This is a genomic window from Pseudomonas marvdashtae, assembly GCF_014268655.2.
GTDB lineage: Bacteria > Pseudomonadota > Gammaproteobacteria > Pseudomonadales > Pseudomonadaceae > Aquipseudomonas > Aquipseudomonas marvdashtae.
Genome location: NZ_JABWQX020000001.1, coordinates 451,798 through 463,003 on the forward strand (window position 1 = coordinate 451,798; position 11,206 = coordinate 463,003).

The following is an 11,206-nucleotide window of genomic DNA, read 5'->3' on the forward strand; positions in this document are numbered from 1 at the left end:
CTCCCACACGAATTGCTTGATTCATTGAAGAAGACGATAGAAGCAGCTTTAAGCTCCAAGCTGATAGCTCACAGCTAACAGTTACAAGCTCGAAATTGGGTCTGTAGCTCAGTTGGTTAGAGCGCACCCCTGATAAGGGTGAGGTCGGCAGTTCGAATCTGCCCAGACCCACCAATTTTGTAATGGGGCCATAGCTCAGCTGGGAGAGCGCCTGCCTTGCACGCAGGAGGTCAGCGGTTCGATCCCGCTTGGCTCCACCACTACTGCTTCGATTGTATAAAGCTTAGAAATGAGCATTCCATCGGTTCGATGGTGAATGTTGATTTCTAGTCTTTGACTAGTTCGTTCTTTAAAAATTTGGGTATGTGATAGAAAGATAGACTGGACGTTACTTTCACTGGTAACGGATCAGGCTAAGGTAAAATTTGTGAGTTCTCTTAGTTGAGAAATTCGAATTTTCGGCGAATGTCGTCTTCACAGTATAACCAGATTGCTTGGGGTTATATGGTCAAGTGAAGAAGCGCATACGGTGGATGCCTTGGCAGTCAGAGGCGATGAAAGACGTGGTAGCCTGCGAAAAGCTTCGGGGAGTCGGCAAACAGACTTTGATCCGGAGATGTCTGAATGGGGGAACCCAGCCATCATAAGATGGTTATCTTGTACTGAATACATAGGTGCAAGAGGCGAACCAGGGGAACTGAAACATCTAAGTACCCTGAGGAAAAGAAATCAACCGAGATTCCCTTAGTAGTGGCGAGCGAACGGGGACTAGCCCTTAAGCTTCTTTGATTTTAGCGGAACGCTCTGGAAAGTGCGGCCATAGTGGGTGATAGCCCTGTACGCGAAAGGATCTTAGAAGTGAAATCGAGTAGGACGGAGCACGAGAAACTTTGTCTGAATATGGGGGGACCATCCTCCAAGGCTAAATACTACTGACTGACCGATAGTGAACTAGTACCGTGAGGGAAAGGCGAAAAGAACCCCGGAGAGGGGAGTGAAATAGATCCTGAAACCGTATGCGTACAAGCAGTGGGAGCCCACTTTGTTGGGTGACTGCGTACCTTTTGTATAATGGGTCAGCGACTTATTTTCAGTGGCGAGCTTAACCGAATAGGGGAGGCGTAGCGAAAGCGAGTCTTAATAGGGCGTCTAGTCGCTGGGAATAGACCCGAAACCGGGCGATCTATCCATGGGCAGGTTGAAGGTTGGGTAACACTAACTGGAGGACCGAACCGACTACCGTTGAAAAGTTAGCGGATGACCTGTGGATCGGAGTGAAAGGCTAATCAAGCTCGGAGATAGCTGGTTCTCCTCGAAAGCTATTTAGGTAGCGCCTCATGTATCACTGTAGGGGGTAGAGCACTGTTTCGGCTAGGGGGTCATCCCGACTTACCAAACCGATGCAAACTCCGAATACCTACAAGTGCCGAGCATGGGAGACACACGGCGGGTGCTAACGTCCGTCGTGAAAAGGGAAACAACCCAGACCGTCAGCTAAGGTCCCAAAGTTATGGTTAAGTGGGAAACGATGTGGGAAGGCTTAGACAGCTAGGAGGTTGGCTTAGAAGCAGCCACCCTTTAAAGAAAGCGTAATAGCTCACTAGTCGAGTCGGCCTGCGCGGAAGATGTAACGGGGCTCAAACCATACACCGAAGCTACGGGTATCACGCAAGTGATGCGGTAGAGGAGCGTTCTGTAAGCCTGTGAAGGTGAGTTGAGAAGCTTGCTGGAGGTATCAGAAGTGCGAATGCTGACATGAGTAACGACAATGGGTGTGAAAAACACCCACGCCGAAAGACCAAGGTTTCCTGCGCAACGTTAATCGACGCAGGGTTAGTCGGTCCCTAAGGCGAGGCTGAAAAGCGTAGTCGATGGAAAACAGGTTAATATTCCTGTACTTCTGGTTATTGCGATGGAGGGACGGAGAAGGCTAGGCCAGCTTGGCGTTGGTTGTCCAAGTTTAAGGTGGTAGGCTGAGATCTTAGGTAAATCCGGGATCTCAAGGCCGAGAGCTGATGACGAGTTACCCTTTGGGTGACGAAGTGGTTGATGCCATGCTTCCAAGAAAAGCTTCTAAGCTTCAGGTAACCAGGAACCGTACCCCAAACCGACACAGGTGGTTGGGTAGAGAATACCAAGGCGCTTGAGAGAACTCGGGTGAAGGAACTAGGCAAAATGGCACCGTAACTTCGGGAGAAGGTGCGCCGGTGAGGGTGAAGCACTTGCTGCGTAAGCCCACGCCGGTCGAAGATACCAGGCCGCTGCGACTGTTTATTAAAAACACAGCACTCTGCAAACACGAAAGTGGACGTATAGGGTGTGACGCCTGCCCGGTGCCGGAAGGTTAATTGATGGGGTTAGCTAACGCGAAGCTCTTGATCGAAGCCCCGGTAAACGGCGGCCGTAACTATAACGGTCCTAAGGTAGCGAAATTCCTTGTCGGGTAAGTTCCGACCTGCACGAATGGCGTAACGATGGCGGCGCTGTCTCCACCCGAGACTCAGTGAAATTGAAATCGCTGTGAAGATGCAGTGTATCCGCGGCTAGACGGAAAGACCCCGTGAACCTTTACTATAGCTTTGCACTGGACTTTGAATTTGCTTGTGTAGGATAGGTGGGAGGCTTTGAAGCGTGGACGCCAGTTCGCGTGGAGCCAACCTTGAAATACCACCCTGGCAACTTTGAGGTTCTAACTCAGGTCCGTTATCCGGATCGAGGACAGTGTATGGTGGGTAGTTTGACTGGGGCGGTCTCCTCCTAAAGAGTAACGGAGGAGTACGAAGGTGCGCTCAGACCGGTCGGAAATCGGTCGTAGAGTATAAAGGCAAAAGCGCGCTTGACTGCGAGACAGACACGTCGAGCAGGTACGAAAGTAGGTCTTAGTGATCCGGTGGTTCTGTATGGAAGGGCCATCGCTCAACGGATAAAAGGTACTCCGGGGATAACAGGCTGATACCGCCCAAGAGTTCATATCGACGGCGGTGTTTGGCACCTCGATGTCGGCTCATCACATCCTGGGGCTGAAGCCGGTCCCAAGGGTATGGCTGTTCGCCATTTAAAGTGGTACGCGAGCTGGGTTTAGAACGTCGTGAGACAGTTCGGTCCCTATCTGCCGTGGACGTTTGAGATTTGAGAGGGGCTGCTCCTAGTACGAGAGGACCGGAGTGGACGAACCTCTGGTGTTCCGGTTGTCACGCCAGTGGCATTGCCGGGTAGCTATGTTCGGGAAAGATAACCGCTGAAAGCATCTAAGCGGGAAACTTGCCTCAAGATGAGATCTCACTGGGACCTTGAGTCCCCTGAAGGGCCGTCGAAGACTACGACGTTGATAGGCAGGGTGTGTAAGCGCTGTGAGGCGTTGAGCTAACCTGTACTAATTGCCCGTGAGGCTTGACCATATAACACCCAAGCAATTTGCTGATCCTGCATGCAGGGCACCAGATTGCGGTGTGTGAAGACGAAACGAACCGAAAGTTCGAATCTCACAAAAACACCGAAGCTATCACATACCCAATTTGCTGAAGCGAGGCCAACTGGCCACGATTCGGTACCCGAATTTCTTGACGACCATAGAGCATTGGAACCACCTGATCCCATCCCGAACTCAGCAGTGAAACGATGCATCGCCGATGGTAGTGTGGGGTTTCCCCATGTGAGAGTAGGTCATCGTCAAGATTAAATTCCGAAACCCCTATCTGCTGACGCAGGTAGGGGTTTTGTTTTGCCTGTAGAAAAGCAAGTTTGGTGTTTCTATGCAACTGCCTTGTGCATGGCTATCATGCGGGCCTCCTTATCAGGCGCAGTTCGTATGCTTACGTTGCTAAAACTTCTGAAGGACGGCCGCTTCCATTCAGGTCAGGCGCTGGGTGCGGGGTTGGGCATCAGCCGTAGCGCGGTGTGGAAGCAATTACAGCATCTGGAGGCGGAGCTAGGATTATCTGTCCATAAGGTCCGAGGCAGGGGGTATCAGTTGGCAAGACCGCTGTTGCTTTTGGATGCGGCCGAAATTGTCTCGAAAGAAGGGTTCGAGTGGCCTGTCCAAATACATGATTCCATCGACTCCACCAATGCCGAAGCTTTGCGCGCTATAGAGCGTGGTATGGCGGCGCCCTTCTTGGTCTTGGCCGAACGCCAGATAGCGGGTCGTGGTCGTCGAGGCCGTAAGTGGGTCAGTCCATTCGCTGACAACCTCTACTATAGCTTGGTGTTGCGCATCGAAGGCGGCATGCGGCAGATCGAAGGCCTGAGTCTCGTTGTCGGACTCGCCGTCATGCAGACATTGTGCGACCTGGGCGGCATGAATGCAGGGCTCAAATGGCCCAACGATGTCCTGGTTGGTGAGAAAAAAATCGCAGGTATTCTGCTTGAATTGGTGGGAGACCCGGCCGATGTTTGTCATGTTGTCCTGGGCGTAGGAATCAATGTGAATATGCGGTCGACTGATGAGGTTGATCAGCAATGGACGTCCATGAGTTTGGAAGCAGGTCGGGATTTTGATCGAAACGAGCTGGTGGCGCGCTTGAGCGCGAAGCTCCAGCACTATCTGACACTGCACCAGGTATCTGGGTTTGCAGCGATTCAGCAAGAGTGGGAGCACTTCCACTTGTGGCAGGGAAAGGCCGTTTCGTTGATTGCAGGTGCCAATCAAATTGACGGGGTGGTGATGGGTATCGACCGTCAGGGTGCGCTGCGCTTGAAGGTGGATGGTGTGGAGAAAATTTTTAGCGGCGGTGAGCTCAGTTTGAGGTTGCGTGATGATTCTTGAGCTCGATTGCGGCAATAGCTTTATCAAGTGGCGCGTCCTTCGCTCCGATGGCGTGACGCCTGTCGAAGGGGGCGTAGTCAGTTCTGACGATGACCTGCTGGCAAGCCTGAGTGATGCTGAGAAATTTCAGCTGGAAAAGTGCCGCCTTGTAAGTGTCAGAACCCCTGACGAAACTGATTCCCTGGTTGCCTCTCTCGTGGGTGCGTTTGGGGTGTCGGTGGCTCGTGCTGTGCCCGCTCGGGACATGGCGGGTGTGAAGAACGGTTACGAGGAATATGAGCGATTAGGTCTCGATCGATGGCTAGCCTTGCTTGGCGGCTTCCATCTCGCATCCGGGGCGTGCCTTGTACTTGATTTTGGCACGGCTGTTACGGCGGACTTCGTGGCGGCGGACGGTGAGCATCTGGGCGGATTTATTTGTCCTGGTATGCCTTTGATGCGTAATCAATTGCGTACCCATACGCGGCGAATTCGGTATGACGATACTGCTGCCGAGCGAGCTCACGAGAGTCTCGCGCCGGGTAGGGCGACGGTGGAGGCGGTTGAGCGTGGCTGTATGCTGATGCTCAGGGGATTTGTCCTGACGCAACTTGAATTGGCAAAGCAATATTGGGGAAAGGATTTCGAGGTGTTTTTAACGGGAGGGGACGCCGGGCTGGTTTCCGGGGTTGTTCCTGATGCCAAGGTCGCGCCTGACCTGGTCTTTGTTGGTTTGGCGATGGCCTGTCCTTTGTCTTGAGGTTTCTATGCGGTGGCTGTTTCTTTTGTTGCTGGTTTTGAATGGCTTCTACTACATCTGGCATCAGCAAGAGGCCCCGCTTCGTGCCAAGGACGTTACTCCGCTGAGTTTGTATCGCGGTTCGCAGCAGGATATTCATCTCTTGAGCGAGACGGCAGATTCGCTTGTCCGGCGAGACACAGGCAAAACGGGTGAAGCGCGCAAGACTTGTAGTTATCTGGGCGGTTCTTTGCGCCCGGAATCAGCCAGGCTACTGGAGCAGCGGTTGGCTTCGTTGGGGGTTGCAGCGCGTCCCGTCACGTTGGCCTCCCCAGACTCGCCGGAAAGTGGGGCATTCTGGCTTCAGATTCCCTCGGAAAGCGCGGGAAAATTGAGTGACACGACGATCCAAAACCTTTCCAAAGAATTCAATGAGTTAAAACATAAAATAATGCCCTGTGAAGGGGTTGCACCTGCTGGGTAGTTTGCATAGAATGGCGCCCGCTTCGCAGCGAAGACCCTTAAGGGGTAGCGATACGAAGCGTGGTCAACGCAGCTAACCTCAGGTTTTTAATGAGAAAATGCTTGACAGAAGGCTGGCATGATATAGAATGCCGGCTCGCTTAGGAGGGGTTCCCGAGCGGCCAAAGGGATCAGACTGTAAATCTGACGTCTACGACTTCGAAGGTTCGAATCCTTCCCCCTCCACCATTTTTAGCGTGAGCTGCAAGCTCCGCGGGTATAGTTTAGTGGTAGAACCTCAGCCTTCCAAGCTGATGATGCGGGTTCGATTCCCGCTACCCGCTCCAAGTTTGCAGGTTGTGCAAAGCGTTTTGCTCTTGTAGCTCAGTTGGTAGAGCACACCCTTGGTAAGGGTGAGGTCAGCGGTTCAAATCCGCTCAAGAGCTCCATATTACAAGGCAGATATGAAAATATCTGCCTTTGTTTTAATGGCTTGTTTGACTTGCTAAATTCTTCTCCTAGGGGTGATTTCGATGGCTAAGGAAAAGTTCGAACGTAATAAGCCGCACGTCAACGTTGGTACCATTGGTCACGTCGATCACGGTAAAACCACTCTGACTGCCGCTCTGACCCGTGTCTGTTCCGAAGTATTCGGTTCGGCGAAGGTTGACTTCGACAAGATCGACAGCGCCCCGGAAGAAAAAGCTCGCGGTATCACCATCAACACCGCTCACGTTGAATACGATTCGGCCGTGCGTCACTACGCACACGTTGACTGCCCAGGTCACGCCGACTACGTAAAAAACATGATCACCGGTGCTGCCCAGATGGACGGCGCGATCCTGGTTTGCTCGGCCGCTGATGGTCCGATGCCACAAACTCGTGAGCACATCCTGCTGTCCCGTCAGGTAGGCGTTCCGTACATCGTTGTCTTCCTGAACAAGGCTGACATGGTTGACGATGCCGAGCTGCTGGAGCTGGTTGAGATGGAAGTGCGCGATCTGCTGAGCACTTACGACTTCCCAGGTGATGACACTCCAATCATCATTGGTTCGGCTCTGATGGCTCTGAACGGCCAAGATGACAACGAAATGGGTACCACTGCGGTCAAGAAGCTAGTTGAGACTCTGGATAGCTACATCCCAGAGCCTGAGCGTGCTATCGACAAGCCGTTCCTGATGCCAATCGAAGACGTATTCTCGATCTCCGGTCGCGGCACTGTTGTGACTGGTCGTGTTGAGCGTGGCATCGTCCGTATCCAGGAAGAAGTTGAGATCGTTGGTTTGCGCGATACTCAGAAAACTACCTGCACTGGCGTTGAAATGTTCCGCAAGCTGCTCGATGAAGGTCGTGCAGGCGAGAACTGCGGCGTACTGCTGCGCGGCACCAAGCGTGACGACGTTGAGCGTGGCCAGGTTCTGGTCAAGCCAGGCACCGTCAAGCCGCACACCAAGTTCACCGCAGAAGTTTACGTTCTGAGCAAGGAAGAAGGCGGTCGTCATACACCGTTCTTCAAGGGCTACCGTCCACAGTTCTACTTCCGTACAACTGACGTGACTGGTAACTGCGAGCTGCCAGAAGGTGTTGAAATGGTAATGCCAGGTGACAACATCCAGATGACTGTCACTCTGATCAAGACCATCGCGATGGAAGACGGTCTGCGTTTCGCTATCCGTGAAGGCGGTCGTACCGTCGGCGCCGGCGTCGTAGCCAAAGTCATCGAGTAAACAGTTGTAATGTCTTTTTCGGGCCGGCATAATGGTCGGCCTGATTTTGTTTTAGGTCAGTAGCTCAATTGGCAGAGCGACGGTCTCCAAAACCGTAGGTTGGGGGTTCGATTCCCTCCTGACCTGCCAGATTCACTTGGTGTGTCTGGCTTTCTTTTCACAGGATCTTCATAGATGACTCCTAAAGCTGAAGCTCAAGGCTCTCGCTTCGATCTGCTCAAGTGGCTAGTAGTAGTCGCTTTGGTGGTTGTTGGCGTTGTTGGCAATCAGTATTTTTCTGCTTCGCCGATCCTGTACCGTGTACTTGCATTGCTTGCTATTGCTGCTGTTGCTGCCTTTGTAGGGTTGCAGACGGCCAAGGGTAAGTCGTTCTTTGTACTCGCTAAGGAAGCTCGCACCGAGATCCGTAAAGTCGTATGGCCGACTCGCCAAGAAACCACGCAGACCACGTTGATCGTTGTGGCTGTTGTTCTGGTAATGGCGTTGCTGTTGTGGGGGCTTGATTCCCTGCTCGGCTGGCTTGTTTCCTTGATTGTTGGCTAAGGGTGTCCCGTGGCTAAGCGTTGGTACGTTGTGCATGCTTACTCGGGTTACGAGAAGCATGTTATGCGCTCGTTGGTCGAGCGCGTAAAGCTGGCTGGCATGGAAGATGGCTTTGGCGAAATTCTGGTCCCCACTGAAGAAGTGGTTGAGATGCGTAATGGCCAGAAGCGCAAAAGTGAACGCAAGTTCTTTCCGGGCTACGTGCTGGTACAGATGGACATGAACGAAGGGACTTGGCACTTGGTCAAGGATACCCCTCGGGTGATGGGCTTCATTGGCGGTACCGCCGACAAGCCTGCGCCGATCACAGATAAAGAAGCAGAAGCGATTCTGCGTCGTGTCGCTGATGGTAGCGATAAGCCGAAGCCGAAAACACTGTTTGAGCCGGGTGAAGTTGTGCGCGTCACCGACGGTCCATTCGCTGATTTCAATGGCACGGTTGAAGAGGTTAACTACGAAAAGAGCCGGATCCAAGTGGCAGTGCTCATTTTCGGTCGCTCTACTCCGGTAGAGCTAGAGTTCAGCCAGGTCGAAAAGGTCTGATTGAACAGGCATCCCAACCCCGCAGCCCTAGGCTGTGGGGTTTTGTCGTCACTGGGATAAACGCGCAAGCAACCGGGGAGCCTTTCGAGGCGTTAGAACCCGTAATTGGAGTGCCTCATGGCCAAGAAGATTACCGCTTACATCAAGCTGCAAGTGAAGGCCGCTCAGGCTAACCCAAGCCCACCTGTTGGTCCTGCGCTGGGTCAGCACGGCGTGAACATCATGGAATTCTGCAAGGCTTTCAACGCCCGTACCCAGGGTCTTGAGCCAGGTCTGCCGACTCCAGTGATCATCACTGTCTACAGCGACCGTAGCTTCACTTTCGAAACAAAAAGCACCCCTGCTTCGGTTCTGCTGAAGAAGGCTGCAGGTTTGACCAGCGGTTCCGCTCGTCCAAACACCGTTAAGGTTGGCACCGTTACCCGTGCTCAGCTGGAAGAGATCGCGAAGACCAAAAACGCGGATCTGACTGCAGCTGATATGGATGCAGCCGTGCGTACTATCGCCGGTTCTGCTCGTAGCATGGGCCTTAACGTGGAGGGTGTGTAATGGCTAAGCTGACCAAGCGTCAAAAGGCTATCGCCGGCAAAATCGAAGCAGGCAAGGCCTACAACTTTGTAGACGCCGCCGCTCTGCTGGCCGAGCTGTCGACTGTCAAGTTCAGCGAGTCTTTCGACGTTGCTGTGAACCTGGGTGTTGACCCACGTAAATCCGACCAGGTCGTTCGTAGCGCTACCGTGCTGCCACACGGCACTGGCAAGACCGTACGTGTTGCCGTGTTCACCCAGGGCCCAGCAGCTGAAGCTGCTCTGGCTGCTGGTGCTGACCGTGTTGGCATGGACGACCTGGCTGCTGAAATGAAAGGCGGCGACCTGAACTACGACGTAGTGATCGCATCCCCGGATGCCATGCGCGTTGTAGGTCAGTTGGGTCAGATCCTCGGTCCACGTGGTCTGATGCCTAACCCTAAAGTCGGCACCGTAACGCCAGACGTAGCCACCGCGGTTAAAAACGCCAAGGCTGGTCAGGTTCGTTATCGCACCGACAAGAACGGCATTATCCACACTTCCGTTGGCAAGATCGGCTTTGACGCCGTCAAGCTGAAGGAAAACGTTGAAGCCCTGATCGCTGATCTGAAGCGTATCAAGCCAGCTTCTTCGAAAGGTATCTACGTCAAGCGCGTTACCCTGAGCACCACTATGGGCCCAGGTCTGGTTATCGATCAGAGCTCGCTCGACGCGTAAGACTCAGGTTGGCGCAAGCGATTGCGCCAATTGAAAAATTGGGGTCCCTGCCTGGCGGGGGCTGTCCAAGACCGTAGGCGACGCAAGTCTTAAACCACAAGCCTACGCAGATGGTGCTCCCGGTTCCTTACCGAATCAGACACCAAAACGACATTCGGTTTCGACCGAATGAAACGGTAACAAGCAGGAGTTAAACCCGTGGCAATTAATCTCGAAGACAAGAAGGCCATCGTCGCTGAAGTCAACGAGGCTGCCAAAGTCGCTCTGTCCGCTGTCGTGGCTGATGCCCGTGGCGTAACAGTAGGCGCAATGACCGGACTCCGTAAAGAGGCCCGTGAAGCTGGCGTTTACGTACGTGTCGTACGTAACACCTTGCTCAAGCGCGCTGTTGCTGACACTGAATACAGTGTTCTCAACGACGTGTTCACCGGCCCGACCCTGATCGCGTTCTCCAAGGATCATCCAGGCGCTGCTGCCCGTTTGTTCAAGGAATTCGCCAAGGGTCAGGATAAGTTCGAGATCAAGGCAGCTGCGTTCGAGGGCAAGTTCCTCGCAGCTAATCAGATCGATGTACTGGCAACACTGCCGACCCGCGACGAAGCCATTTCGCAGCTGATGAGCGTGATTCAAGGCGCTACCAGCAAGCTGGCTCGTACTCTGGCTGCAGTTCGCGAGCAAAAAGAAGCTGCCGCAGCCTAAGGCTGAGCACTTTCTCTCGCGCTTTTTTGTTTATTTCGATGGCCGCGTAGGCCGTCCCCCAATTCAGGAAATACAGTAATGTCTATCTCCCAAGACGATATCCTCAACGCCGTAGCTGAAATGTCGGTTCTGCAGGTTGTTGAGCTGATCAAAGCTTTCGAAGAAAAATTCGGCGTTTCCGCTGCCGCTGCTTCCGCTGGTCCAGCTGCTGCTGCCGCCGTTGTTGAAGAGCAAACCGAATTCAACGTCATGCTGACCGAAGCTGGCGAGAAGAAAGTAAACGTGATCAAGGCTGTACGTGAACTGACCGGTCTGGGCCTGAAAGAAGCCAAGGCTGTAGTTGACGGCGCGCCTGGCGTGGTACTGGAAGCTGTTTCGAAAGACGCAGCTGACAAAGCCAAAGCCACTCTGGAAGAAGCGGGCGCTAAAGTCGAGCTGAAGTAAGCATCGACTTTGCGTCTCCAGCCCGAGCGTTAAGCGACAGGCTGATGGCTGGTGGCTCTTG

Annotated in this window: 10 protein-coding genes, 6 tRNA genes and 2 rRNA genes; all 18 read left to right on the plus strand. The window is 53.3% G+C overall.

Annotation, left to right across the window (positions count from 1 at the left end):
• Positions 1 to 97: 97 nt before the first annotated feature.
• The 18 genes from HU742_RS02115 (at position 98) to rplL (ending at position 11,145) form a co-directional block, all read left to right on the plus strand.
• Positions 98 to 174: transfer RNA gene (locus HU742_RS02115), tRNA-Ile, on the plus strand.
• 10 nt (positions 175 to 184) lie between these two features.
• Positions 185 to 260: transfer RNA gene (locus tag HU742_RS02120), tRNA-Ala, on the plus strand.
• Between the two features lie 246 nt (positions 261 to 506).
• A 23S ribosomal RNA gene (locus HU742_RS02125) occupies positions 507 to 3,398 on the plus strand.
• A 161-nt stretch (positions 3,399 to 3,559) separates the two neighbouring features.
• Positions 3,560 to 3,675, plus strand: a 5S ribosomal RNA gene (rrf, locus tag HU742_RS02130).
• A gap of 133 nt (positions 3,676 to 3,808) precedes the next feature.
• Positions 3,809 to 4,765: a bifunctional biotin--[acetyl-CoA-carboxylase] ligase/biotin operon repressor BirA gene (gene birA / locus HU742_RS02135; protein ID WP_186641007.1), complete on the plus strand. Its 957-nt coding sequence runs from the start codon at positions 3,809 to 3,811 to the stop codon at positions 4,763 to 4,765.
• Positions 4,755 to 5,504, plus strand: coding sequence for a pantothenate kinase (locus tag HU742_RS02140; RefSeq protein ID WP_186641009.1), 750 nt, complete (start codon positions 4,755 to 4,757; stop codon positions 5,502 to 5,504). The genes birA and HU742_RS02140 overlap by 11 nt, the downstream gene beginning before the upstream one ends.
• Positions 5,505 to 5,511: 7 nt before the next feature.
• On the plus strand, positions 5,512 to 5,967 hold the full coding sequence (locus HU742_RS02145) for a hypothetical protein (RefSeq protein ID WP_186641011.1): 456 nt from the start codon (positions 5,512 to 5,514) through the stop codon (positions 5,965 to 5,967).
• Between the two features lie 142 nt (positions 5,968 to 6,109).
• Positions 6,110 to 6,194: transfer RNA gene (locus tag HU742_RS02150), tRNA-Tyr, on the plus strand.
• A gap of 24 nt (positions 6,195 to 6,218) precedes the next feature.
• Positions 6,219 to 6,292 (plus strand) — tRNA-Gly (locus tag HU742_RS02155).
• A 26-nt stretch (positions 6,293 to 6,318) separates the two neighbouring features.
• Positions 6,319 to 6,394: transfer RNA gene (locus tag HU742_RS02160), tRNA-Thr, on the plus strand.
• 84 nt (positions 6,395 to 6,478) lie between these two features.
• Positions 6,479 to 7,672 carry an elongation factor Tu gene (gene tuf, locus HU742_RS02165; RefSeq protein WP_003186103.1) on the plus strand — a complete coding sequence of 398 codons (1,194 nt, stop codon included), beginning with the start codon at positions 6,479 to 6,481 and terminating at the stop codon, positions 7,670 to 7,672.
• 53 nt (positions 7,673 to 7,725) lie between these two features.
• A tRNA-Trp gene (locus HU742_RS02170) sits at positions 7,726 to 7,801 on the plus strand.
• 45 nt (positions 7,802 to 7,846) lie between these two features.
• Entirely contained in the window at positions 7,847 to 8,215 is a 369-nt protein-coding gene (gene secE, locus HU742_RS02175; RefSeq protein ID WP_024776457.1) for a preprotein translocase subunit SecE, read from the plus strand.
• 9 nt (positions 8,216 to 8,224) lie between these two features.
• Positions 8,225 to 8,758, plus strand: a complete 534-nt coding sequence (nusG, locus tag HU742_RS02180) for a transcription termination/antitermination protein NusG (RefSeq protein WP_003186097.1) — start codon at positions 8,225 to 8,227, stop codon at positions 8,756 to 8,758.
• Positions 8,759 to 8,875: 117 nt separating this feature from the next.
• Entirely contained in the window at positions 8,876 to 9,307 is a 432-nt protein-coding gene (gene rplK, locus HU742_RS02185) for a 50S ribosomal protein L11 (protein ID WP_003176435.1), read from the plus strand.
• Positions 9,307 to 10,002, plus strand: a complete 696-nt coding sequence (gene rplA / locus HU742_RS02190) for a 50S ribosomal protein L1 (protein ID WP_003186095.1) — start codon at positions 9,307 to 9,309, stop codon at positions 10,000 to 10,002. The genes rplK and rplA overlap by 1 nt, the downstream gene beginning before the upstream one ends.
• A gap of 198 nt (positions 10,003 to 10,200) precedes the next feature.
• On the plus strand, positions 10,201 to 10,701 hold the full coding sequence (gene rplJ, locus HU742_RS02195) for a 50S ribosomal protein L10 (RefSeq protein ID WP_047230484.1): 501 nt from the start codon (positions 10,201 to 10,203) through the stop codon (positions 10,699 to 10,701).
• Between the two features lie 78 nt (positions 10,702 to 10,779).
• Complete coding sequence (gene rplL, locus HU742_RS02200; RefSeq protein WP_186641013.1) at positions 10,780 to 11,145, plus strand: 50S ribosomal protein L7/L12; 366 nt, start codon at positions 10,780 to 10,782, stop codon at positions 11,143 to 11,145.
• Positions 11,146 to 11,206: the final 61 nt, after the last annotated feature.

Bases quoted from the DNA above. Each gene is read 5' to 3' on its own strand.
- birA (WP_186641007.1), top strand. From the start codon at position 3,809: ATGCTTACGTTGCTAAAACTTCTGAAGGACGGCCGCTTCCATTCAGGT.
- HU742_RS02140 (WP_186641009.1), top strand. From the start codon at position 4,755: ATGATTCTTGAGCTCGATTGCGGCAATAGCTTTATCAAGTGGCGCGTC.
- HU742_RS02145 (WP_186641011.1), top strand. From the start codon at position 5,512: ATGCGGTGGCTGTTTCTTTTGTTGCTGGTTTTGAATGGCTTCTACTAC.
- tuf (WP_003186103.1), top strand. From the start codon at position 6,479: ATGGCTAAGGAAAAGTTCGAACGTAATAAGCCGCACGTCAACGTTGGT.
- secE (WP_024776457.1), top strand. From the start codon at position 7,847: ATGACTCCTAAAGCTGAAGCTCAAGGCTCTCGCTTCGATCTGCTCAAG.
- rplK (WP_003176435.1), top strand. From the start codon at position 8,876: ATGGCCAAGAAGATTACCGCTTACATCAAGCTGCAAGTGAAGGCCGCT.
- rplA (WP_003186095.1), top strand. From the start codon at position 9,307: ATGGCTAAGCTGACCAAGCGTCAAAAGGCTATCGCCGGCAAAATCGAA.
- rplL (WP_186641013.1), top strand. From the start codon at position 10,780: ATGTCTATCTCCCAAGACGATATCCTCAACGCCGTAGCTGAAATGTCG.